We start from the raw sequence: 24,427 nt of genomic DNA on the forward strand, positions 1-24,427 counted from the left end.
AACATGAATATCTTGATTGTCGGCGGCGGCGGCCGCGAACATGCACTCGCGTGGAAGGTTGCACAAAGCCCGGAAGTGGATAAGCTTTACGCGGTGCCCGGGAGCGACGGAATATCTGCCGTTGCCGAATGCGCGCCGATTGATGTCATGGATTTTGAGAAACTGGCTGCTTTTGCGCAGGAACATAAGGTCGACCTGACGCTTGTCGGTCCGGAGCAGCCGCTTGTCGGCGGCATAGTTGATTTTTTTGAGAAAAAAGGTTTGAAAATCTTCGGCCCGTCCGGTGCCGCGGCTCAAATTGAAGGAAGTAAGTCGTTTGCCAAAGCGCTGATGGAAAAGTATAAGATTCCGACATCACGTTATCAGACATTCACGGATTACAAGGCCGCCAGCGGCTATCTGCAAAAAGTCGGTGCCCCGATCGTCCTGAAAGCCGACGGATTGGCCGCAGGAAAAGGGGTCATCGTCGCGCTGACGATAGAAGAAGCCGAACAAGGGCTGAAAATACTGATGAAAGATAAAAAGTTCGCCGAAGCGGGTTCCCGTGTTGTGATTGAAGAGTATCTGGAAGGCGAGGAGTTTTCTCTCATGGCGCTCGTGCATGGCAAGCTGGTCGTTCCGCTTGCCATCGCCCAGGATCATAAGCGGGCCTACGAGGGAGACCAGGGGCCGAACACCGGCGGAATGGGCGCCTACTCGCCTGTTCCGCAGATCCCGCAAACGGTTGTCGCCGAAGCTTTGCGCACCATTTTGGAGCCGGCCGCGGCGGGACTTGTTCAGGAAGACTGCCCGTTTACGGGGGTGCTTTATGCCGGGCTGATACTGACAGAAGAAGGTCCGAAAGTGATCGAATTCAACTGCAGGTTTGGCGATCCCGAGACGCAGGTTGTTCTGCCGCGTATGGAATCGGACCTGGTTCAGGTCATTCAGGATATTATGAAGGGCGTCCGGCCGCAGCTTTCGTGGACAGATAAAACCGCTGTCGGCACAGTGGTCGCCGCCAAAGGCTATCCGGGTTCATACGCCAAAGGCGAAAAACTAGGTAATCTTGACGCTCTTCCTGAAGATGCCCTGCTCTTTCATGCCGGGACGAAGAAGTCCGGCGCCGATTGGCTGACCAATGGAGGCAGGGTGCTGCTCGTGACGAGGCTTGGCGACAACCTTCGCGACGCTCGCGACGCCGTAAACCGCGACCTGGAAAAAATCCGGACGGATGCCGTCTTTTTCCGGAAGGATATCGGTCATCATGCGCTGGAGGCAGCGGCGAAGAAGGCATAAGATTTCTAGCAGTCGGCGGCAAATTGTACTCCTTAGCACGACCTCATAACGGCAATCCGCCGCCAGATAATCAGGACCGAGATCATTTTCACTCGGTTCTTTTTATTTTACTATGAGTTACAATCCTCAAATGAAGAAAAACTCTTCAAAAATGTTTTATTCCCGGTTTCTTTTTTAACGCTGAAATTAATATGAGCCAAAGGTATCATCGATTTTATTTTTCATTCGTGCAATTGTAGATAGAGCACTTGCCCCCCTTGGACATGGCCCCCATCTGAAAAATATGTCGATTTTTAATTGACGGATATCTTAAAAAACGGGTTCACAAACCCATTTTACTGTTATATAATACATTTACAGTTTTAAAAGCTGTAATATAACAGAAGAGAGGGGAACTCATGGCTACTCAGACAACGGGAATCAAAGTCACTGGTCCGATGCGTCCGGAATACGATACGATTCTGACGCAAGAAGCGCTCCGTTTTATCGATCGGCTGGAGAGGACGTTCGGACAGCGCCGGATCGAACTATTGAACAAACGGAACGCGAGGCAAAAGGATTTTGACAGGGGAGAGAGGCCGGACTTCTTAGAAGAGACAAGGAAAATCAGAGAAGGGAACTGGCAGATTGCGCCGCTTCCGAAAGATCTCCTGGACAGACGTGTAGAAATCACGGGACCTGCCTCGGACAGGAAAATGGTGATCAATGCGCTGAATTCCGGAGCGAAGTTTTTTATGGCGGATCTGGAAGACGCCATGTCGCCGTCATGGGACAACGTCATTCAGGCACAGATTAATTTACGCGACGCCATTCGCAAGACCATTTCTTTTGTTAATGAAAAAGGAAAACGCTATCAGCTGAAGGACAATTGTTCCGGATTGATGGCGAGACCGCGGGGATGGCACATGATTGAAAAAAATGTCCGGATTAATGAGGTGCCGGTCTCCGGTTCACTGCTTGATTTCGGTCTCTTTTTCTTCCATAATGTCCGGCAATTGATTGAGAACGGTACCGCTCCCTATTATTATCTTCCAAAGCTTGAGAGCCATCTAGAAGCACGTCTTTGGAATGATGTGTTTGCCTATTCGGAACAATACGCCGGCATTCCGAATGGGACCATCAAAGCGACCGTTCTTCTGGAAACCATTCCGGCGGCTTTTGAAATGGATGAGATCCTTTATGAGCTCCGCGATCATTCGGCAGGACTCAACTGCGGGCGCTGGGACTACATTTTCAGTTATATTAAGAAGTTCAGAAATCAGAAAGATATTATTCTTCCGGATCGCTCAGAGGTGACGATGACGGTGCCGTTCATGAGGGCGTACGCTCTTCTGGCCATCAAAACCTGCCATCGCCGCAAAGCGCCGGCCATCGGGGGCATGGCGGCGCAAATACCGGTCAAAGGGAACGACAAACTTAATGAGGAAGCATTTGCAAAGGTTGAGGCCGACAAACAGCGCGAGGCAAATGACGGACATGACGGCACATGGGTTGCTCACCCCGGACTCGTGCCGGTAGCCTTGAAAATCTTTGATCGCGACATGCCGGAGCCCAATCAAATAGAAAAAAAGTCACTGGAAGACATTCGTATCACGGCTGAACAATTGCTTGCCGTTCCTGTCGGTCACATTACCGAATCGGGCGTCCGCGAAAACATCTCTGTCGGGATTCAGTACATAGCGTCCTGGCTCAGAGGCAACGGTGCCGCGCCGATCAATCATCTGATGGAAGACGCCGCGACGGCAGAAATTTCGCGGGCGCAAATGTGGCAGTGGATCCGCCATCCGAAAGGTGTTCTGGAAGATGGCCGGAAAGTCACTGTCGAACTCTATAAACAAATCAGGGCAGAGGAAATGCAGAAGTTAAAGCAGCAATTCGGAGAAACCGGTTTTGTGTCAGGCAAATTCGAAGAAGCGGCCGGACTGTTTGATGAACTGACGCTCAGTGATGACTTTGCCGACTTCTTAACGCTGCCGGGATATGCCCGCCTGTAAATCGATCCCGGGGAAATCCAGGCTATTCTTCGAGGTATTTCAGAATTTGAAAAAACCAATAAAAGGAGAGGAAAGAAAATGACGGATGAAAGAGTGAGAAAGCTGGAAGAATCGTGGAAAAGCCCAAGGTGGGCGGGCATCAAACGCCCGTATTCGGCGGAAGATGTTATTAAATTGCGGGGTTCGCTCGATATTGAATATTCGCTGGCCAGGCGCGGCGCTGAAAAACTTTGGAAACTGGTAAACAGCGAAAAGTACGTCAATGCATTAGGGGCTTTAACGGGCAATCAAGCCGTTCAGCAAGTGAAGGCGGGTCTTAAGGCGATTTACTTAAGCGGCTGGCAGGTGGCCGCAGACGCCAATCTGGCCGGGCAGATGTATCCGGATCAAGGGCTCTATCCGGCAAACAGTGTGCCGGAGGTGGTCAGTCGCATCAATCATGCGTTCCAGCGTGCCGATCAGATTGATTCGGTTGAGGGCAACCATTCAAAAGACTGGTTTGCACCGATTGTTGCGGATGCAGAATCCGGATTCGGCGGTCAGCTGAACGTTTTTGAAATCATGAAGAGTATGATTGAGGCCGGTGCAGCGGGTGTCCATTTTGAAGATCAATTATCTTCTGAAAAGAAATGCGGGCACATGGGCGGTAAAGTGCTGCTCCCGACACGGACCGCCGTCAGCAATTTAGTCTCGGCCCGCCTTGCCGCGGACGCGATGGGCGTGCCGACAGTCATCGTCGGCAGAACGGATGCCAATGCGGCAAATCTGCTCACGAGCGACATTGATCCTTACGACGCACCGTTCATCACGGGCGAAAGAACGGAGGAGGGCTTCTTCCGAACAAGGGCCGGCATCGACCAGGCGATCTCTCGCGCGCTCGCCTATGCGCCATACGCAGATCTGCTCTGGTGCGAAACGGCGGAACCGAATGTCGAAGAAGCGCGCAAATTCGCCGAAAGTATTCATGAACAGTATCCGGGCAAACTGCTTGCTTACAACTGTTCACCGTCCTTCAACTGGAGACAAAAGCTGGACGAAAAAACGATTGCCGGCTTTCAGGAAATGCTGTCGGAAATGGGCTACAGATTCCAGTTTGTCACGCTGGCCGGATTCCACGCGCTCAACTACAGCATGTTCCATCTCGCTAGCGGCTATAAGGACCGCGGCATGGCGGCGTACTCCGAACTGCAGCAGGCGGAATTCTCGAGTGAGAAAGAGGGCTACACGGCGACGCGCCATCAGCGTGAAGTCGGCACCGGCTACTTTGATCTTGTCTCAACCATTGTCAGCGGCGGAAAATCTTCCACGGTCGCGCTGAAAGGTTCAACGGAAGAAGCGCAATTCCAGGCCAACTGATTCTTTGACTGGTGATTCATTCATTTTGTATTTCCCAGACTAATTTTTCAGGTTTCCCGCCTCAGCCGTCAAAGACTCGGACGGGATAGATACTTGAACCAGGGCTCCGCCTGATCGGGCCCTTTTTTTTTGCCATTAAAACGAAATGGAGAAAAATCCCATTGCCCTTGATGCAGGAAGTCTGTTGGTGTAAAATAACGGAACCAGTACCAGAGAAAAAGGAGAGGATTGAAGTGAGCAAAACAATCAGAAAAGTCGGTATTGTCGGGATTGGAAACGTGGGCAAAGCTGCGGCGTCGGCTATTGTCCACGAAAATATAGCGGACGAGCTGTACCTGTCGGATATTGATTCGGAACGCGCATTAGGGGAAGCGTGGGATTTTGCGGACAGCATTGAACTGACGCCGTCCAGAACACGTGTCAGTGCCGTTCCCGTTGAAGAACTGGCAGCCTGTGATGTCATCCTTGTTTCGGTTACAGAACGAAAGAAAGTGATCAGCAGTTCACGCCTTGAACTTCTTAAAGGATCGGCGGCGATCGCCTATGATATCGTGCCTAAATTGAAGAAGGCCGGTTTTCAAGGGATCTATGTGATTGCCACGAACCCATGCGATATCATCACTTACCTTTTTTATAAACTTTCCGGGCTGCCGAGAAAACAGGTCATCGGCACCGGAACCGCGCTGGACAGCATGAGGCTGCGCAGGCAGATCTCCGAAGTGATCGGCAGTATTGATCCGCGCAGCATCAGCGCCTACATGATCGGTGAACACGGAGACTCGCAGTTTGCGGCATGGTCCCATGTCACAGTCGGCGGAAAGCCTTTTGATGAATATGAAGCCGAAAATGCCGACCGTTTCGGAACCATTGACCGGGACAATGTGGAAGAGGCGGCCAGGCATTTTGGCTGGGAAATTCATAAACGCAAAGGCAATACACAGTTCGGTATCGGCAACCAGCTCGCTTTTTTTGCTAAATCGATTTTAAACGATGCCCGCGTGATTACCGCTGCTTCAGCCGTTCAGGAAGGTGAATACGGCCGTGACGGTCTGTCGATCGGCGTTCCGATTGTGCTCGGCAGAAACGGCATCGAAGAAATCATCCATCTGAATCTTAATGAGAAAGAACAAAAGTCGTTCAACGCATCGGCGGATCTGATTAAAAAGTACATCGATCAGACACTCGCTGAACATGAGGAACCGGCGGGAAGATAAGCCGACCTGTAGACTAATCAAATATAGCCTGTTAAAATAAAACGCTCAATGGCCGCGGCCGTTGAGCGTTTTTACATGAGTAAACCGGAATAGCGGCTGTCGTTTTGAGGGAGATTCCATGCGCTGATGAGGCGATTCCGCACCCTGATCGGGCGAATCTTTTTGATTCTGGGGTGATTCTCCGGTTTAAGGGGCAATACCGAGTCACTAATGGGCGAATTCCGGCAGCTCATGTCATTAACCCCTGTTTGAGATGATCGCGCGGGGGAGCCCGGGATCGTTTTGTATTTCGAGCAGTTTTTTAATAAAAAAGTAACGCGGGGTTTAACTTTCTTCATCAAGACAATTGCGGTAAGATGGTAAGAGAAATACTTTCATGGATTAGCGTGCGACCATATACAAGAGGAGTGTATCATGAATCAGGAATTTTACTGGACGATCACCCAAATGCGAAAACAGGCGGCGATTATTCGCGGAGAGGAAGCGCCGGGCTTAGTACTGACTGATGCCCTCTATTTGAATACCTACCTGAAAACCTGGGAAAAAGCGAATATCTGGATTGACGGTGATCGGATTATCTATGTTGGAGAAGAGGTGCCGGCAAAGGTCGGCCGCGCAACGGAAACGATCGATTGCAAAGGGTACACGCTTGTCCCCGGCTATATCGAACCGCACGTCCACCCCGGCCAGCTCTATAACCCGCAGACGCTTGCGGCGTATGCTGCACGATTCGGCACGACGACGCTGATTTGCGATAATGCGATTTTATTTAAGACGCTGAGCGACGGGGATGCGTTCCGATTAATCGATAGGCTGGAACAGTTGCCGGCCACTTTTTACTGGTGGTGCCGCTACGATCCCCAATCGGCAGTTATCGATTCGCCGTTTAGTGATGAGCGCATCAGGCGCTGGCTGAATCATCCGCGCGTTGTTCAGGGCGGGGAACTGACAGGCTGGCCGCGGGTTGTTCATGGCGACGATCAGATCCTGTCATGGATGCGCGAGACGAAGCTTCTCAGGAAGCCTATCGAAACCCATCTTCCCGGCGCCTCGGAACGCACGCTGACCCAGCTCAAACTGTATGGCGCGGACTGCGATCACGAGGCGATGACCGGTGAAGAGGCGATCATGCGTCTGAAACTGGGCTATACGGTATCGCTGCGCTATTCATCCATTCGCCCCGATCTGCCGGATATTTTAAAGACGATGGTGGATAAGGGTGTGCACGATTTTGATCATGTCTGTATGACGCTGGACGGAGCGACGCCGGCCTTCCTGAAAGACGGCGTCGTTGATCACCTGATCCGGATCGCTCTGGAGCAGGGTGTGCCGCCGGAAGACGCGTATATGATGGCGTCCTCCAATATTGCGGTTCACTATAATCTGGCCGACCGTATCGGGCACATTGCCCCGGGAAGGGCCGCCAATATCAATTTTCTGCCTTCACCGTCCGATCCGCGCCCGGTCGCGGTCATGGCGAAGGGCCGTTTGGTTTTCCGTGACGGCAAAACGGTGGACAATGACTTTTTTCCATTTAATATCTCTCTTGATCTGAAAGGTGCGGCATTCGAATTTTCGCTCAGGCCGGAGCAGCTCGTCCCTAAAACGACCGTCGGCCTGGATATGGTGAACGACGCGATTACCAAACCGTTTGAACAGCCAATTACCGCACAGGAGACGCAGCTGCCGCACGATGTGCTATACCTGACACTTGTCGATAAAAAGGGCAGCTGGATTATCAATACTTATATAAGAGGATTCGCCCGCAGCCTTTCCGGATTTGCCGGCAGTTTTTCCGCGACGGGAGATGTTCTGCTGATTGGCAGGAACAAAGAAGACATGGTTGCTGCTTTTAACCGCATGAAGAAAATAAAGGGAGGACTGGTGATCGCTGAAAACGGGGAAATAACCGGGGAACTCGCTCTGCCGCTTTTTGGTTTCATGTCCGATCTGCCGATGAAGCGGCTGATACAGGAGGCCGGCCGTTTTGAAAACAAGCTTCGGGCTGCCGGCTATTGCTTCGGCGATCCTTTTTTCAGTCTGTCTTTTTTAGCGTCAACCCATCTTCCCTACATCCGCATCACTCCGAAGGGGATCGTCGATGTGATGCACAGAAAACTGCTCGCAGCCAGCGAACCATTAATATGAGCAGGTTCGTTCGATAAAGAAGGGAAAAGGCCGGATGCCGGCCTTTTTGCCCGGGCTCATCAAACATCCCCGAATATGAAAACAATACGGATCGATCGGCCGCTTTAAGTATGCTTGAAGAACGGTTGAAAGGGAAAGGAATGGACAAGGGTGCAAATCGATAAATTGAGAGGAAAGGCGCTCGATCAGTTGTTTAACGCCATCCTGACATTAAAGAACAGAGAGGAATGCTATCGTTTTTTTGACGATTTGTGCACGATGGGTGAGATCCAGTCGCTCTCGCAGCGGCTTGAGGTTGCCAGAATGCTGATGGCGGGTCACACGTACCATCATATTGAGGAAGAAACAGGCGCCAGTACGGCGACGATTTCACGCGTGAAACGCTGCATCAATTTCGGAAACGACGGCTACCAGATGACGCTCGACCGACTGAGCGAAGATAAATAAGAACGGCAGAACTCCGGTTGTTAAGAAGGGGTCAGGCGATCTGACACTATCCTTTGGTCACTTCATCAAACAACCCCTATGAGGATGTGGTAAGATTGGACAGTATTTCACAGCAATTGCTTGAGGGACTCAATCCGGAGCAATTAAAGGCGGTCAAGCACCATGACGGACCGCTGCTGATTATGGCCGGTGCGGGAAGCGGGAAAACACGTGTGCTCACGCATCGCATGGCCTATCTGATGATCGAAAGGAATGTAGCGCCCTGGAATATCCTGGCGATCACGTTTACAAATAAAGCGGCGAAAGAAATGAGAGAACGGCTCGCGGGGCTCGCGGGACCGCTCGTCGATGATGTTTGGGTGTCGACCTTCCATTCCATGTGCGTGCGTATTTTACGGCGCGATATCGACCGGCTCGGCATCAGCCGCAATTTTTCCATACTCGATTCGACGGATCAGCAATCCGTCGTCAAAAATATCTTAAAAGATAAGAATCTCGATCCGAAAAAATTTACCCCGCGCAGCATCCTCGGAAGAATCAGCGCGGCGAAAAACGAGCTGAAAACGGCAGCGGCCTTTGCCAAAACGGCGGTCGGCCCGTTCGATGAGGTCGTCCGGGACGTCTATGCGGAGTATGAAAAACGGCTGCTCAAGAATCAGTCGCTGGACTTTGACGACTTAATCATGACGACCGTGCATCTCTTCCAGCGCGTGCCGGAGTCGCTGGCCTTTTATCAGAAAAAGTTTCAATATATTCATGTCGATGAATATCAGGACACGAACCGGGCTCAGTACTTGCTCGTTCACATGCTCGCGGACCGCTTCAGGAACCTGTGCGTTGTCGGCGACTCGGATCAGTCGATTTACGGCTGGCGCGGCGCAGATATTCATAACATACTGTCTTTTGAGGAAGACTATCCGGATGCCTCGGTGATCAAACTGGAACAAAACTACCGGTCGACGAAGAAGATTCTTGACGCCGCGAACCACGTGATCGAGCACAATCACAACCGGAAGCCGAAAAAACTGTGGACTGAAAACGCCGGTGGAAAGAAAATCGCTTACTATCAGGCCGGGACGGAACATGAAGAAGGCTATTACGTTGCCGGGAAAATGCGGGAACTGTCCAATGAAGGATTCAATTATTCGGATATCGCGGTTCTCTACCGGACGAACGCCCAGTCGCGTGTGATTGAAGAAACGCTTGTCAAATCGAATATTCCTTACCGCATGGTTGGAAGTATCAAATTCTATGACCGCAAGGAAATCAAAGATATGCTTTCCTATCTGCGCCTGATCGCCAATCCGGACGACGATATCAGCCTCGCCCGCGTGATTAACGAACCAAAGCGCGGAATCGGGGCGTCGTCGATGGACAAACTGGCCGACTATGCCATCAACGGGGATCTGTCCCTAATGAAAGCCATCGGGGAAGCGGACCAGACCGGCATTTCTCCGCGGACGGTCCATAAAATGGAGGATTTTTCCGAACTCGTGATGAACTGGTCGAGAATGCAGGAGTTTTTATCGGTGACCGATCTGGTTGAAGAAGTCCTCGACAAATCCGGATATCGCGAGATGCTAAAAGCGGAGAAAACGATCGAGGCCCAGAGCCGGATCGAAAACCTGGAAGAATTTTTATCCGTGACAAAAGAATTTGAAGCCAAGCACGATGACAAATCGCTGATTGGTTTTCTGACTGAACTGGCTCTGGACGCGGATATCGACGAAAAGGAGGAGACGGGAACGGATGATGCGGTGACCCTGATGACGCTGCATTCCGCAAAGGGTCTGGAATTTCCGGCTGTTTTTTTAATCGGTATGGAAGAGAGCATTTTCCCGCATCTGCGTTCTCTCGATGATGAAGAGGAAATGGAAGAAGAACGCAGGCTGGCTTACGTCGGCATCACAAGAGCGAAAAAACGCCTGTTCCTCACATCCGCTCAGATCCGCACCTTGTTCGGAAATACTGCGGTCAATCCCGTTTCCCGTTTCATCAAGGAAATACCGGATGAATTGCTGGATATGGAGAAACCGGAGGCGCCGTCCGTCGGTACACGTTTTGCCTCTCCCGCAGCGAAAGGATCTCCCTTTTCCAGTCGTTTCGCTTCGGTGTATGGCAACAGACCGGCGCCTATGCTGCAAAAGCGGCAGCACGGAGACGAGGAGTGGCATGCCGGCGACAAAGTGCTCCATAAAAAATGGGGGCAGGGGACCGTGGTCAGCATTAAAGGCAGCGGCGACAATGTCGAACTGGATATCGCCTTTCCTAATCCAATCGGGCTGAAACGGCTGCTCGGCGCTTTTGCGCCAATTGAGAAAGCCAAATAATTGGTAAAACACAATCTTAAAGGAGAAGCGGAATCATGGATGACAACCTGCCTAGCCGCGTCCGCGCGCTGCACAGGCAACTGAACCAATACAGCTACGAATACTATGTCGAGGATAATCCGAGCGTCCCGGACAGTGAATATGACCGGCTGATGCAGGAACTGATCCGGGTTGAGGAGGAACATCCGGAGCTGATCACACCGGAATCGCCGACCCAGCGCGTAGGCGGCTCCCCGCTCAAGGCGTTTAAAAAGGTCACACATGACGTTCCGATGCTGAGCCTCGGCGATGTATTCAGCGAGGAAGAGCTGCTGGACTTCGACCGCCGCGTCCGCCAGGCTGTCGGAAATGAGGTGACCTATGTTTGCGAATTGAAGATTGACGGACTGGCCATTTCGCTGACCTATGAGAAGGGGCGATTTGTCCTTGGCGCAACACGGGGCGATGGGACGACGGGCGAAGATATCACGAATAATCTGCGCACGGTGCGTAGCCTTCCTCTGGTTCTTCCGGAAGAAGTGGACATCGAGGTGCGCGGCGAATGCTATATGCCGAAAAAATCGTTCGAGAAGCTGAACGAGGAGCGGCAGCAAAGCGGTGAGACGCTGTTCGCCAATCCGCGCAACGCGGCGGCCGGCTCTCTCCGCCAGCTTGACCCGAAGATTACAGCGAAAAGGCGGCTTGCCGTTTTTCTTTACAGTGCGGGAAAATTCGACAGGGAGAAAGTTCAGACGCATTATGGCCTGCTTGAGCACATCAGGACACTCGGCCTGCCAGTTAATCCGGAATCGCGCCGCTGCCGGACCATGCAGGAAGTGTTTGATTATATCAGAGAATACACGGAAAAACGCGATTCACTGGCTTACGGCATTGACGGTATTGTTGTTAAAGTGGATTCCATGGACCAACAGAGGGAGCTTGGGCACACCGTCAAATCGCCCCGGTGGATGATCGCCTACAAATTTCCTGCTGAAGAAGTCGTGTCGACACTGGAAGATATTGAAGTCAGTGTCGGCCGGACGGGCGCGGTGACGCCGACGGCCATTCTGACGCCGGTATCCGTTGCGGGAACGACGGTCAAAAGAGCCACGCTGCACAACGAAGACTTGATCCGGGAGAAAGACTTGCGGATCGGCGACCGCGTCGTCATACGCAAGGCGGGCGACATTATTCCCGAAGTCGTTAATGTGCTGACGGGAGAACGGGTCGGGACAGAGAAGCCATATGTCATGCCGACCCACTGTCCGGAATGCGGCAGCGCACTGGTCAGGCTTGAAGATGAAGTCGCACTTCGCTGTATCAATCCGAAATGCCCGGCGCTGATCCGCGAGGGACTGATTCATTTTGTTTCGCGCAATGCGATGAATATTGACGGACTTGGAGAAAAGGTTGTGACTCAGCTGTTTGAAAAGCACCTGATTCACGACGTCGCTGATCTCTACCAGTTAAAATATGATGACCTGATTGTTATGGAAAGAATGGGAGAAAAATCTGTCTCCAATCTGCTTGACGCCATATCACGGTCGAAGCAGAATTCCCTGGAGAGACTTTTATTCGGCCTCGGTATCCGCTATATCGGGTCGAAAGCGGCGCTTGTTCTTGCCCGGGCTTTTAAAACTATGGATCGACTGTCGGCGGCATCGATGGATGATTTGATGGCTGTTGATGAGATCGGTGAAAAAATGGCGGATTCCCTCATGGCTTATTTTTCAAAACCAGAAGTCGCTGCGCTGATCGATGAACTGAAGGCAGCCGGGCTGAATATGAGCTATCTGGGCCCTGATCCGCAGGAAGTGAGCGCCGCCGATTCTCCGTTCAGCGGAAAGACGGTCGTACTGACCGGAAAACTTGAGGAGATGTCGCGCCCGGAAGCTAAAAGCGAAATTGAGAAGCGGGGCGGCAAAGTCACAGGAAGCGTCAGTGCGAGTACGGATATTGTTGTCGCCGGCGAAGCAGCGGGATCAAAACTCAGAAAAGCCCGGGATCTCAATATTGACATCTGGGATGAGGCGCGTTTTCTGGAAGCACTTAAGGATTGAGGGGTGTCATGATTGAAAAGAAGAAGATTCGGTGCGGCTGCACTGATCATTCTGAGCCTACAGCTTGCCCTTGCAGGCTGTTCGCAAAGCAGCTCACAGAATAGTGTTGTAAAAAACAACGGAGGGACGCAAACTACCCAGCTGATACCGGGTTCAAACACTAAGGATTATCAGTCGCTACGTCCGCTGTCCAACGATCAAATGCGCGGATATATCAATTACGGCGTAAACAATCGGGTGGACGTTGACCAGCTGGAACTCGGGCTGATGGATATGTCGAAAAGCGTTTTCAGTCCCGATCAGTACGTCTTTCAAAGCGGCCAGTATCTGACGGGAAACGATATTAACGGCATGCTTTACCGCCAGGGCCAGGAAAGAAACAAGACGAACAGCACGCCGCCGGGCCTCAATCCCCCGCTCGGACCGGGCCAGACAGCCCTGCAGCAGGCTCAGAGCAGCCCGAAATATTTAAATTACGTGCTTGAGCAGGATTATCTGAAAAAATCGGGGAACGGAAAATATGTGCTGGGAGGGGTATCCATCGCCGTTTCGCTTAATTCGGTGTACACAGATCAAATCATGGATCAGAACCAGAACATCAACCCGATCCAGGAACAGCTGAATCCCGCCACGGTTAAAACATGGGGCGAGAACGTCGCACCGAAAATTCTGCAGCGCGTGCGCAGCGTCAAAGGCCTGAGCCAGGTACCCATTTTCCTTACTTTATATATGACTGCCGCTCCCGATTCCCTAATCCCGGGTGATTATTTCGCTAAAGCAATGGTTCCAGCCGGCTCGACAACCATTGATAAATGGACACAGGTGGATGACCAGCACGTTCTGTTTCCGTCCAATGCGGCATCAGGACAGTATAAAGCGGATCTTGCCAAGTTCAATACATTTAAAAACGATGTACAGCAATACTATCCAGATTTTGTAGGCGTCATCGGGAAAGGCTTTTATCAGAACCAGACACTCACCGATCTGACACTGAATATCAATATCCGATTTATGGATGAAACGGAAGTCATCGGCTTTGCCAATTATGTTGCCTCAATTGTCAACAATGGATTCGGATTTGGCCGAGAAGTTCCGATTCACGTCTATATCACATCCGGCGACGTTCAGGAAGCTTTGATCGATAGAACGCCGACTATGGATACAGCCTACGTGCACGTCTTCCAGCACTGACCGGGGATGATGACCGGTAAGAGGGAAAACGTGACAAAGCCGAAGGGTGCGCAGAAAAAACTGCGGGCTCTTTTTTTTTCTACCATTAGTCAAGCCCTTTAGTAAAATAATTGGCGGATAGCGGAATCTTCAGAGGCTTCCAGCCAAAAAAAAGGGTACACCAAACGAGGCCTGACTGGGTGAATTTTTTTGCGGCAGCGTCCGTATGACAATTTCTTCGGGTTCATCCTTTGGAAACACTGCCCGTTTGCTCGGGAGCATCTCAGTTGCTTCCTGCTGTGCAGGCGTATTGTTAACATTAATTTCAAAAATAAATAAGGCTATATTATTTATAATCATAAATTATATTTAAATATAGTTTGCTTTGCTATATTATATATTTATAATGCTTTTGAATAAAAATTTGTTAAATCTAATTCCTTTGTTCTTCTCTTTTAGTGCGGCTTATCGGTCGTTGTGCTCGATTTATCGGTCGTCGATACAAGTTTATCAGTCGTTTGACTCAATTTATCGGTCATCAGCTGAGATTTATCAGTCGTCAACTCAAGTTTATCGGTCGTCGCCATTTTATCGCCGTATCTGCTTGACCGCATTCAGCATTTTGGACAAATCTTGAACAACATGAGTCAGCCTGAAGGATGTTTCAGCGGCTCGGGGGGAGTGAAAACAATGAGTTTATCCTACTTTGTGAAAGGGCTGTTGATCGGTTTTGCCATTGCGGCTCCTGTGGGGCCGATAGGTGTGCTCTGCATCCGCAGGTCCCTGATTCAGGACAGGCTGTACGGGTGGCTTTCCGGACTCGGAGCGGCAACGGCCGATGCCCTCTATGGATCGGTTGCCGGCTTTGGTCTCACCGTCATCACCGGATTTCTGATGGGCGGGAAAATATGGCTTCAGGTCATTGGCGGCTTTTTTTTGTGCTATCTGGGCGTTCAGACGCTCCGCGCCAAACCGGCAGACCATGCGGCGAACGCCTGCAAAGGGAACTTGCTGACTGCCTATACGTCAACTTTATTTTTGACATTGACAAATCCGATGACGATTCTCTCCTTTGTGAGTGTTTTCGCCGGTCTCGGGCTTGCGGGCGCTCAGCGGGGATATTTTTCTTCCATTCAGATTGTCCTGGGCGTTTTCGCCGGGTCGGCGTTATGGTGGCTTTTGCTGAGCCTGGGCGTCGGTTTTTTCAGAGATAAGCTGAATCTTCGTTCACTGGTGTGGATCAATCGTTTATCGGGTTTAACCATCCTCGGTTTTGGACTGGTTTCACTGGGCAGCTGTCTCTTGTAAAAGTTCCGGAAACAAGCAGGCTTCCGGATCTGCGTGAGCGCAACATGAGAGAGCGGAGGTTTTTTGCAGGGTTTGGTTTTTCAGCGGTCTTCCATTGATTATAGTCAATGGAATTTGATATGATTAAGACATTGTTGGGATTTGCCGAAGACGGTAAAAATCCCGGACGAACGAGATGGAGATGACTGTTATGAGCCGGATAAATGAAGAACAGGTCCGATATGTTGCCAACCTTGCCAGATTGTCGTTTGACGATGACGCGATCAAAAAGTTCACGACGCAGCTGGACGATATTATCGGTTTTGCCGAGCAGTTGAACGAGCTGGATACGGAAGGCATCGAACCGACGACGCACGTTCTGGATATGCATAATGTCATGCGCGACGACGTCGTTGAACCGTCCCTTCCGCGCGAAGAAGCGCTGAAGAACGCGCCTGTCCAAGAGGACGGGCAGGTCAAAGTACCGCTGATTATGGAAGCGGACTGATCCAAAAAGAAGGAGGACAACAAAGATGCCACTTTTTGAAGAAGGCCTTGTGCATCTGAAGAAGAAGATACATAGCAAGGAAATCAAGGCATCCGACCTCATTGATGAGGCTTATGCCCGCATTAATGAAGTGGACGGCAAGGTAAAGGCTTTTCTGACGCTGAATGAAGAGGCGGCCAGAGAAGAAGCACGGACGATCGATGAAAACGGTACGGATGAAGACACCCTGCTTTTCGGCATGCCGATCGGTATCAAGGACAATCTCGTGACCAAGGGCCTGCGCACAACCTGCGCGAGCCACATCCTTGAGAATTATGATCCGCTCTATGACGCAACGGTAATCGAGAAAGTCAGGACGCAGAAAGGGATCATGATCGGCAAACTGAATATGGACGAATTCGCCATGGGCTCTTCAACGGAAAACTCGGGATTTGCGCTGACACGGAATCCGTGGGATTTGGAACGGGTGCCGGGCGGCTCAAGCGGCGGTTCGGCGGCATCCGTTGCTGCCGGAGAGGTACTGTTTGCGCTGGGATCGGATACCGGGGGTTCGATCAGGCAGCCGTCCGCGTTCTGCGGCGTTGTCGGTATGAAGCCGACTTACGGGCGCGTTTCGCGGTTCGGCCTCGTCGCCTTTGCTTCATCTCTTGACCAGGTCGGGCCGATTACACGAACGGTTGAAGACAACGCTTATCTGCTGGAGACGATCGCCGGGCTTGACCGCCACGACTCGACGAGTGCCGATGTCCCGGTGCCTCACTATTCCGAGACACTGACCGGAGACATTAAGGGGCTGCGGGTCGCCGTACCCAAAGAATATCTTGGCGAAGGAATCGACGAGGCGGTGAAGGATAAAATCAAGGCGGCGATCCGGCAGCTGGAAGCGCTCGGCGCCGTCTGCGAGGAAGTTTCGCTGCCGCATTCGAAATACGCGGTTCCTGCTTACTACGTCATCGCGTCGTCGGAAGCTTCGGCGAACCTGGCCCGCTTCGACGGTGTACGGTACGGCGTGCGCGCGGAATCGAACGATCTGATCGACATGTATAAAAAATCGAGAAGCGAAGGCTTTGGCGACGAAGTCAAACGCCGGATCATGCTCGGAACGTTTGCTTTAAGTTCAGGTTATTATGACGCTTATTATAAAAAGGCGCAGCAGGTGCGCACACTGATTAAACAGGATTTTGAAAAAGTTCTGGAAAACCATGACATTATCGTTGGACCGGCAACGCCGACAACAGCGTTCAAAATCGGTGAAAAAGTGGATGATCCGCTGACGATGTATGCCAATGACCTGCTCACCATTCCGGTCAATCTTGCCGGCGTTCCGGCAATCAGCCTGCCGTGCGGGCTGGCGGACGGCCTGCCTGTCGGTCTGCAGATGATCGGCAGACCGTTTGCGGAAGGAACGCTCTACAAGGCGGCGCACGCCTATGAACAGACCGCCGGTTTTCAGCTGACGCCGGCATTCAAAGGGGCGAATGAATAATGAGCAATTTTGAAACAGTGATCGGCCTCGAAGTCCACGTCGAGCTGAAAACGAAGACGAAAGCTTTCTGCGGCTGCGCCAATGAATTCGGCGCGCCGCCGAACACGCACACCTGCCCGATCTGCCTTGGTCATCCCGGCGTTCTGCCGATTCTGAACCGCGAGGCTGTGGACTTCGCCATTAAAGCGGCGCTCGCCCTGAACTGCGAGATTTCCCGCGAAACGAAATTCGACCGCAAGAATTATTTTTATCCGGACAACCCGAAGGCCTATCAGATCTCGCAGTTTGATCAGCCGATCGGCAGAAACGGCTTCATCGAAATCGAAGTCGACGGCAAAAAGAAGAAAATCGGCGTGCACCGTCTGCATCTGGAGGAAGACGCCGGCAAGCTGAACCACCTGGCGGACGGCTCAGGCTCGCTCGTTGATTTCAACCGCGTGGGTACGCCGCTGATCGAAATCGTGTCGGAAGCGGATATGCGCACGCCGCAGGAAGCCTATGCCTATCTGGATAAACTGAAAGCCATTATGCAATACATCGGCGTTTCCGATGTCAAGATGGAGGAAGGTTCCCTACGCTGCGACGCGAACATCTCCATCCGGCCTTATGGCCAGACGGAATTCGGTACAAAGACCGAATTGAAGAACCTGAATTCGTTCGCTTTTGTTGAAAAAGGGCTTGCTTATGAGGAAAGACGCCAGGAAAAAATCCTGCTCTCCGGCGGTGTGGTCGAACAGGAAACGCGCCGTTACAACGACGCGACGAAGACGACGACGCTGATGCGCGGCAAGGAAGGTTCCGATGACTACCGCTATTTCCCGGAACCGGATATCATCAAACTGAAAATCGATCAGGACTGGATCGACCGTATTGAGGCCGAAATACCGGAACTGCCGGACTCCCGTCAGAAGCGCTACATCGAAGAACTCGGCCTGCCGGAATACGACGCCATGGTACTGACGCAGGTAAAGACGATGTCCGACTTCTTTGAAAACTCGATCAGTGAAGGAGCCGATCCGAAGCTTGTTTCCAACTGGCTGATGGGTGACGTCTCGGCCTATCTGAACAGCAATTACAAAACGATCGATCAGGTGCCGATGACGCCGCAAGGCCTGGCGAAACTGGTTCAACTGATCGAAAAAGGAACGATTTCAAGCAAAATCGCCAAGAAAATCTTCAAGACTTTGATTGAAGAAGGCGGCGATCCGGAAGAAATCGTCCAGGCCAAAGGACTCGTCCAGATTTCCGATGAAGGCGCGCTTCACGAATTGATGGACCCGATTCTCGCCGCCAATAAACAATCGATGATCGACTATAAAAACGGCAAAGATCGCGCACTCGGCTTCCTCGTCGGTCAGGTGATGAAACAGTCCCATGGGAAAGCCAACCCGAACATGGTCAACAAAATTATTCTCGAAGAAATTGAAAAGCTTTAAGAACACAAAGTTTATGAAAAAAGAGGTCGTCTCATCAGTCGATTTTCGACAGTTATGAGGCGATCTTTTTAATTTTATAAATAGTGACAGATCAACAATTTGAGCGTTAAGTTTTTTCTTTAATAACCATTTAAGGACGGCCTCTCTTTGCCATAAAGTCCCACTTACCCTTTTGGCGTTAGAAAACGGGCCGGTCTTAAGTTGATGGTGCAAAATTCTATTGATTTTCATTTTTTCTGCGGCGGAGGACCATCAACGGCGGTTTGATCCGAGCAAAGTCCCTTGCTTGGACCCGTGCGGCTGCCGCTTCAGCTTTTTGCTTTTAAAAATTGTTTACAATATAATTGAATGTGATGGTTGAATCAAATAATCACCGCTTAAACTGCGTCGTATCGATGTTTTTCAGGGGAAGCGGCTGTTAGATAGATGTTTGAGTCGGGTGATAAACATGAAAAAGGCGCGAATTATTTACAACCCAACATCCGGACGCGAGCTGGCAAAAAAGAACATCGCTTATATTCTGGACCGCCTGGAAAGCGCGGGATATGAAGCATCAGCCTATGCGACGAAAGGAAAAGGGGATGCGACGAAAGGCGCACGGAAAGCAGTCAGAAGGAAGTTTGATCTCGTCGTTGCGGCGGGTGGAGACGGCACGATCAACGAAGTGATTAACGGACTGGCCGAAAAGGAATTCCGTCCGAGACTTGGTGTGCTTCCGCTCGGCACGACGAACGATTTTGCCCGTGCCGTCGGCATTCCTCGCGATATAGTCGGCGCGTGTGATGTCCTTTGCGAAGGGTATGAAATACCGATCGACATCGGAAAAGTCAACGATCACTACTTCGTGAACATGGCGGGCGGCGGCAAACTGACTGAGCTGACTTACGACGTCCCAAGCAAGCTGAAGACGATGCTTGGACAGATGGCCTATTATATGAAGGGCATTGAAATGCTCCCCTCCCTCAGACCGACCAAAGTCAGAATTGATTACGACGACCGGACATTCTCAGGAGACATCATGCTCTTTCTCGTCTCCAACACCAATTCAGTCGGCGGTTTCGAGAGACTGGCGCCGGAAGCCCAGCTCAACGACGGTGTTTTTGATCTGATTATATTGAAGGAAACCAATCTCGGCGAATTCATTCGTCTGGCCTCCATGGCCCTTCGCGGCGAGCACATGAAAGATCCCAAAGTGATCTATGCCCAGGCCAGCCGTATCAAAGTAAAAACCGAAGAAAAAATGCAGCTGAATCTTGACGGAGAATACGGCGGCGATCTTCCCGGCGAAATCGTCAATCTCTACCGGCACCTCCACCTCATGGTTCCGAAAGAACTGGCCAAAATGCAGCAGACGGAAAACAAGCAGGAAGTTCAGGACCCGGTCTGATCCATTAGGCAGAACGAATATTTCCCGTAAGGGTTTTTCACTAAAAGTGCGCCCGGAAACCGATCAGGAACGGGCACTTTTTTCATAAAAAAATAAGCGGAAGTTCCAATCCAGCAAAAATATCGAATTGGCCGGTGAAGCCGCGAGTTTGGCTGGTAGAGTTCAAAAACTGGCCGGAAGAGTGCTGAAAAGACTCTAAACCAAATCATGAACACATGACATCAGATTTCATCACACGAATCACTAGAAGGAGAAAAATCATGCCTGAATCCATACCTGTTGAAAAGAATGATCAAATCGAAGTTACTTTTTCCGATCTGACACAGGACGGATCCGGTGTAGCCAAAGTGGACGGCTACACCCTGTTTGTACCCGGCGGGTTGCCCGGCGAGAAAGCGATGGTCCAGGTCTTGAAGACGAAAAAAGGGTATGGTTACGGACGTATCATAGAATTGACGCAGGCCGGTGAAGAAAGGACGACCCCGCCGTGTCCGATTTATGATCAGTGCGGTGGTTGCGCCATTCAGCATATCGGTGCCAAAGGACAGCTTGATTATAAAAGGGAAATTGTCAGAAACGCACTCGAGAGGATCGGCGGATTATCCGGCGTTCAGGTGGATGAAACACTCGGTATGAATGATCCTTGGCACTATCGAAACAAAATTCAGGTTCCTGTGGCCCAGCAGGACGGGCATTTCGCTTTTGGCTTTTACAAAAAACGGAGCCACGACATTGTCAATATGGATCACTGTATCATCACGGAACCGATCATTGATGAAGTGGTGCAAACCGCCAGAAGGATTGCTGAAGAAAAAGGAATCACGCCCTATGATGAAGCGAAAAACCGCGGTGTTTTACGCCATGTCATGGCCCGGTCCGGGAAAAAGACAGGCGAAGTCATGGTCGTGTTCATTACGAGAACAGAGGAATTGCCCTTCCGAAAAGTACTGATCAAAGCATTGACTGATGCGTATCCGCAGATCAAATCGATCGTGCAAAATGTGAATCCAAAGCGGACTAATGCCATAATGGGCGAAAAGACGAAAACGTTATGGGGCCGTGATGTGATTTACGATCAGATCGGGGACGTGACGTTTGCCATCTCGGCGCGATCCTTTTTTCAAGTCAACCCGATTCAGACGGAAGTTCTCTACGGAAAAGCGCTGGAATATGCCGGGCTGACAGGAGAAGAAACGGTTATCGACGCATACTGCGGTATCGGGACAATCTCCCTTTTCCTGGCGAAAAAAGCTAAAAAAGTCTATGGCGTCGAAATCGTTCCGGAAGCCATTGATGATGCCCGGCAAAATGCGGAACTGAACAAAATCACCAACGCCCATTTTGAGGTAGGAAAAGCGGAAGAAGTCATACCCAAATGGCAAGAACAGGGTATCAAGCCGGATGTGATCGTCGTCGATCCGCCGCGCAAAGGTTGCGACGCCGCGCTGATCGACACGATGATTGCCATGCAGCCGAAGCGGATCGTCTATGTTTCCTGCAATCCCGCCACACTCGCCCGCGATCTGAAGCTGCTTACGGCGGGCGGGTTCGAAATCAAAAAGGTTCAGCCCGTCGACATGTTCCCGCAGACGATGCACATTGAGTGTGTTGTCTTGATGTCAAGGGTGGGGAAATAGGTCTAATAAAAATACTGATAAATAAAGGGTTTTCGAGGTTAGAGGGTTTTCTGCCTGATGTCTGGCAGCACCTTTTAACCTTGAAAATCCTTATTTTTGTTTATTGAGGAAACAGGTCGACTGTAAAAATGTGCGTAGGGTTGAGTTGACAGATTAGATAAATTCGTAGGGTTGTGGAGATAGGATAGATGGCAGATTATGAGTTTTATCAGGCATACTAGAAGATTCCTCTTATCAGTAAATATAACTAAATATCATTTAATATAATCAAATATATTGAAAATATTGAGTTTGTGTGGTAGAATATTGTCGGGTTTTTATCGTCAAATAGTAACACATTGAGGTGAAAGAAAATGAATGAAATACCCAGTGATAACTGGATTAGCATTGAAGAAGCAGCTGAGTATTTAGGCGTGAAGCCTGTGACTATTAGAAATTGGATTAGAAAAAAGAATGACATACCTGCTCAAAAAATCGGAAAGCTATGGAAATTTAAGCGTTCCGAATTAGATGAATGGATTAAGAGCGGTAAAAGTGCCATTGAATGAAGTAATGTTGTTAAAATATACAACTACAATAGGTGGATTAACATGAATGAAGATATTGTTGCAGTGAGTTTATTTTCCGGTGCAGGTGGATTGGATATTGCCAGCATTATGGCCGGAGTTCCTGTAGTTTCAAGTACAGATATAGATTCAGATTGCATTCAAACATTAAAAGCAAATGAAATGTTTAAGGATTCTGATATTTTTGAGGGGGATTTACACGATATCGAAAGTTCAGTCTTTAAGGCTTGCGTTGAAAAACGGAAGGCTAATAAGTTTATTATAATTGGAGGCGCTCCTTGTCAGCCTTTTTCCAAAGCGGGATATTGGGTTGGAAACCAGACAAGGAGAGGAATAAACGACCCACGTGCAACTCTCGTGGATGAGTATTTGCGTGTTGTAACGGACATTCTTCCGGATGGATTTGTGTTTGAAAATGTGGAAAGCCTCTTACATCCAACAAATAAAATCATTGTCGAAAAGTTTCTTGAGATTGTAAATGATGCGGGTTACACATGCAAAATCGTCAGAGCAAATGCATTAGATTACGGAGTTTCTCAAAAAAGAAAGAGACTGTTCATTTTAGGGACTAAAAGTAACTTCAAGTCTGATGAACCAAAAAAGACACATTGCGATCCAAGCTTATGTGAGGAAACAGGACTCAAACCATATGTCAATGTTGGAGAGGTTATTCAAGGTTTTGAAGGCGATAAATATTTTGAGGAATATGAAGTTACAAAGGGTGGTACATATTATGAAGATTTATGTGAAGTTCCACCCGGCAAAAATTATAAGGCATTAACAGCTTGGGCGGGATATCCAAATCCTAAGTTTGTTGCAGACAAGCGATTTTGGAGTTTCCTACTAAAATTATCACCAGACCTCCCATCTTGGACAATTACTGCTCAACCAGGTCCTTGGGTCGGCCCATTTCATTGGGGCAATAGAAGATTAAGAGTTCCAGAGATTGCAGCTATACAGACCTTTCCTAAAGGATATAAGTTTGTTGGTAGCAGAAGATCCATTCAAAAGCAGATTGGAAATGCTGTACCATGTCTAATGGGAAAAGCTATGATTGAGTTTGTGAAGGAGAGTTTAGAATAATGCCAAATGTCTTAAGTATATTTTCAGGTGGAGGCGGAATTGATTGTGGATTTAAGAAAGCAGGTTTTGATATTTGTTTTTCAACAGATTTTTGGAAACCTGCCTGCGATACTTTGGAACGTAATAAAGTCGGAAAAATGGTTGTTTGCGATGATATAAGAAATATTGATTACGTAGGATCATTAGAAACATTAGGGATGAAGTTATCTGATATAGATGTGCTAGTTGGAGGACCTCCCTGCCCTGCATATTCAAAATCGAGATTCTATCGTACAGAAAAGAAAAGAGCATTGGAAGATGAGAACTCGTTTACTCTTTATGAATATTTCCGTGCTTTAGATGAAATACGACCTAAAGTTTTCTTTTTTGAAAACGTGTTTGGTTTCGTATATAAACCGCACCAAGCTGCTTTTGATTTGCTAAAAGAAAAAGCAGACGAATACGGATATGATATAAGTTACAAGGTAGTTAATACAGCGAATTATGGTGTACCTCAAAAGCGAGAGAGGTTTATCTGTGTTGGAATTAAACGAGGTGAAGGCGAAAAATTTATCTTTCCTGAAGAAACACACTATGACCCAGAAAACACTCCCGAAGATCAAATAGGTGACAAGATTCCTTGGGTGACTTGTGGGCAGGCTATAGGCGACTTAGATTATGACTTGCCGGAGGATGCAGAAATGCAGGCTGGATCTAAACATAAAGATTTACTTAAGCTAGTTCCACCTGGCGATAATTATTTGTATTTTACAGCTGAACGCGGATATCCTAACCCTATTTTTAAATGGAGGTCAAGATACTGGTCGTTTTTACTGAAATTATCACCTGAAAAGCCGTCATGGACCATTCAAGCTAGTTTTTCTAATAATATGGGGCCGTTCCATTGGAAGAATAGATTTTTAAGGATCTCTGAAATTAAGAGAATACAAACTTTTGATGATGATTATGAATTGTGCGGAGACTTCAGAGAACAGTGGAGACAAGTAGGTAATGCTGTACCTGTTAAGATGGCTGAGGTAATAGCAACGGCTATTAAAAAGCAATATTTTAAGGAGGAATAA

The 24,427-nt window shown here is 49.6% G+C and carries 19 protein-coding genes; 18 read left to right on the forward strand and 1 reads right to left on the reverse strand.

The genetic code is table 11. The features are described from left to right. Positions 1-3: 3 nt before the first annotated feature. The 9 genes from purD to IEX81_RS12705 all read left to right on the forward strand — a co-directional run bounded on the left by purD (position 4) and on the right by IEX81_RS12705 (position 13,997). Positions 4-1,278, forward strand: coding sequence for a phosphoribosylamine--glycine ligase (gene purD, locus IEX81_RS12665; protein ID WP_188803881.1), 1,275 nt, complete (start codon positions 4-6; stop codon positions 1,276-1,278). 398 nt (positions 1,279-1,676) lie between these two features. Beyond that, a complete protein-coding gene (gene aceB, locus IEX81_RS12670; protein ID WP_188803883.1) occupies positions 1,677-3,272 on the forward strand; it encodes a malate synthase A in 1,596 nt (531 codons plus the stop codon). Between the two features lie 78 nt (positions 3,273-3,350). After that, entirely contained in the window at positions 3,351-4,628 is a 1,278-nt protein-coding gene (gene aceA, locus IEX81_RS12675) for an isocitrate lyase (protein ID WP_188803885.1), read from the forward strand. Positions 4,629-4,861: 233 nt separating this feature from the next. Continuing rightward, the gene (locus IEX81_RS12680) at positions 4,862-5,842 is read left to right on the forward strand and encodes an L-lactate dehydrogenase (RefSeq protein WP_188803887.1); all 981 of its coding nucleotides are present in this window, start codon (positions 4,862-4,864) and stop codon (positions 5,840-5,842) included. 414 nt (positions 5,843-6,256) lie between these two features. Continuing rightward, positions 6,257-7,990, forward strand: coding sequence for an adenine deaminase C-terminal domain-containing protein (locus IEX81_RS12685; RefSeq protein ID WP_188803889.1), 1,734 nt, complete (start codon positions 6,257-6,259; stop codon positions 7,988-7,990). Between the two features lie 150 nt (positions 7,991-8,140). Continuing rightward, complete coding sequence (locus IEX81_RS12690) at positions 8,141-8,437, forward strand: YerC/YecD family TrpR-related protein (protein ID WP_188803891.1); 297 nt, start codon at positions 8,141-8,143, stop codon at positions 8,435-8,437. A 95-nt stretch (positions 8,438-8,532) separates the two neighbouring features. Then, on the forward strand, positions 8,533-10,767 hold the full coding sequence (pcrA, locus tag IEX81_RS12695) for a DNA helicase PcrA (protein ID WP_188803893.1): 2,235 nt from the start codon (positions 8,533-8,535) through the stop codon (positions 10,765-10,767). 35 nt (positions 10,768-10,802) lie between these two features. Beyond that, positions 10,803-12,806: an NAD-dependent DNA ligase LigA gene (gene ligA, locus IEX81_RS12700; protein ID WP_188803895.1), complete on the forward strand. Its 2,004-nt coding sequence runs from the start codon at positions 10,803-10,805 to the stop codon at positions 12,804-12,806. Positions 12,807-12,818: 12 nt separating this feature from the next. Continuing rightward, positions 12,819-13,997: a CamS family sex pheromone protein gene (locus tag IEX81_RS12705; RefSeq protein WP_188803897.1), complete on the forward strand. Its 1,179-nt coding sequence runs from the start codon at positions 12,819-12,821 to the stop codon at positions 13,995-13,997. Between the two features lie 434 nt (positions 13,998-14,431). Here the strand turns inward: IEX81_RS12705 and IEX81_RS16720 are convergent, their stop codons facing one another. Continuing rightward, a complete protein-coding gene (locus IEX81_RS16720) occupies positions 14,432-14,563 on the reverse strand; it encodes a hypothetical protein (RefSeq protein ID WP_268239358.1) in 132 nt (43 codons plus the stop codon). Between the two features lie 103 nt (positions 14,564-14,666). On the opposite strand from IEX81_RS16720, the gene IEX81_RS12710 reads away from it, so the two are divergent. The 9 genes from IEX81_RS12710 (at position 14,667) to IEX81_RS12750 (ending at position 24,427) form a co-directional block, all read left to right on the forward strand. Beyond that, entirely contained in the window at positions 14,667-15,284 is a 618-nt protein-coding gene (locus tag IEX81_RS12710; RefSeq protein WP_188803899.1) for a LysE family translocator, read from the forward strand. Between the two features lie 190 nt (positions 15,285-15,474). Continuing rightward, positions 15,475-15,771, forward strand: a complete 297-nt coding sequence (gene gatC, locus IEX81_RS12715; RefSeq protein ID WP_188803901.1) for an Asp-tRNA(Asn)/Glu-tRNA(Gln) amidotransferase subunit GatC — start codon at positions 15,475-15,477, stop codon at positions 15,769-15,771. Between the two features lie 25 nt (positions 15,772-15,796). Beyond that, positions 15,797-17,257, forward strand: coding sequence for an Asp-tRNA(Asn)/Glu-tRNA(Gln) amidotransferase subunit GatA (gene gatA, locus IEX81_RS12720; protein ID WP_188803903.1), 1,461 nt, complete (start codon positions 15,797-15,799; stop codon positions 17,255-17,257). Beyond that, the gene (gene gatB / locus IEX81_RS12725; RefSeq protein ID WP_188803905.1) at positions 17,257-18,693 is read left to right on the forward strand and encodes an Asp-tRNA(Asn)/Glu-tRNA(Gln) amidotransferase subunit GatB; all 1,437 of its coding nucleotides are present in this window, start codon (positions 17,257-17,259) and stop codon (positions 18,691-18,693) included. Before gatA ends, gatB begins: the two co-directional genes overlap by 1 nt. 448 nt (positions 18,694-19,141) lie before the next feature. Further along, on the forward strand, positions 19,142-20,080 hold the full coding sequence (locus IEX81_RS12730; protein WP_188803907.1) for a diacylglycerol kinase: 939 nt from the start codon (positions 19,142-19,144) through the stop codon (positions 20,078-20,080). A gap of 260 nt (positions 20,081-20,340) precedes the next feature. Beyond that, a complete protein-coding gene (rlmD, locus tag IEX81_RS12735; RefSeq protein ID WP_188803909.1) occupies positions 20,341-21,717 on the forward strand; it encodes a 23S rRNA (uracil(1939)-C(5))-methyltransferase RlmD in 1,377 nt (458 codons plus the stop codon). A gap of 353 nt (positions 21,718-22,070) precedes the next feature. Then, the gene (locus tag IEX81_RS12740; RefSeq protein ID WP_188803911.1) at positions 22,071-22,265 is read left to right on the forward strand and encodes a helix-turn-helix domain-containing protein; all 195 of its coding nucleotides are present in this window, start codon (positions 22,071-22,073) and stop codon (positions 22,263-22,265) included. A gap of 42 nt (positions 22,266-22,307) precedes the next feature. After that, positions 22,308-23,366, forward strand: a complete 1,059-nt coding sequence (locus IEX81_RS12745; RefSeq protein WP_188803913.1) for a DNA cytosine methyltransferase — start codon at positions 22,308-22,310, stop codon at positions 23,364-23,366. After that, a complete protein-coding gene (locus IEX81_RS12750; RefSeq protein ID WP_188803916.1) occupies positions 23,366-24,427 on the forward strand; it encodes a DNA cytosine methyltransferase in 1,062 nt (353 codons plus the stop codon). Before IEX81_RS12745 ends, IEX81_RS12750 begins: the two co-directional genes overlap by 1 nt.

The organism is Sporolactobacillus putidus (assembly GCF_014647035.1).
GTDB classification, from domain to species: Bacteria; Bacillota; Bacilli; order Bacillales; family Sporolactobacillaceae; genus Sporolactobacillus; species Sporolactobacillus putidus.

Bases quoted from the DNA above. Each gene is read 5' to 3' on its own strand.
- purD (WP_188803881.1), top strand. From the start codon at position 4: ATGAATATCTTGATTGTCGGCGGCGGCGGCCGCGAACATGCACTCGCG.
- aceB (WP_188803883.1), top strand. From the start codon at position 1,677: ATGGCTACTCAGACAACGGGAATCAAAGTCACTGGTCCGATGCGTCCG.
- aceA (WP_188803885.1), top strand. From the start codon at position 3,351: ATGACGGATGAAAGAGTGAGAAAGCTGGAAGAATCGTGGAAAAGCCCA.
- IEX81_RS12685 (WP_188803889.1), top strand. From the start codon at position 6,257: ATGAATCAGGAATTTTACTGGACGATCACCCAAATGCGAAAACAGGCG.
- ligA (WP_188803895.1), top strand. From the start codon at position 10,803: ATGGATGACAACCTGCCTAGCCGCGTCCGCGCGCTGCACAGGCAACTG.
- IEX81_RS16720 (WP_268239358.1), bottom strand. From the start codon at position 14,563: ATGGCGACGACCGATAAACTTGAGTTGACGACTGATAAATCTCAGCTG.
- IEX81_RS12710 (WP_188803899.1), top strand. From the start codon at position 14,667: ATGAGTTTATCCTACTTTGTGAAAGGGCTGTTGATCGGTTTTGCCATT.
- gatC (WP_188803901.1), top strand. From the start codon at position 15,475: ATGAGCCGGATAAATGAAGAACAGGTCCGATATGTTGCCAACCTTGCC.
- gatA (WP_188803903.1), top strand. From the start codon at position 15,797: ATGCCACTTTTTGAAGAAGGCCTTGTGCATCTGAAGAAGAAGATACAT.
- gatB (WP_188803905.1), top strand. From the start codon at position 17,257: ATGAGCAATTTTGAAACAGTGATCGGCCTCGAAGTCCACGTCGAGCTG.
- IEX81_RS12730 (WP_188803907.1), top strand. From the start codon at position 19,142: ATGAAAAAGGCGCGAATTATTTACAACCCAACATCCGGACGCGAGCTG.
- rlmD (WP_188803909.1), top strand. From the start codon at position 20,341: ATGCCTGAATCCATACCTGTTGAAAAGAATGATCAAATCGAAGTTACT.
- IEX81_RS12740 (WP_188803911.1), top strand. From the start codon at position 22,071: ATGAATGAAATACCCAGTGATAACTGGATTAGCATTGAAGAAGCAGCT.
- IEX81_RS12745 (WP_188803913.1), top strand. From the start codon at position 22,308: ATGAATGAAGATATTGTTGCAGTGAGTTTATTTTCCGGTGCAGGTGGA.
- IEX81_RS12750 (WP_188803916.1), top strand. From the start codon at position 23,366: ATGCCAAATGTCTTAAGTATATTTTCAGGTGGAGGCGGAATTGATTGT.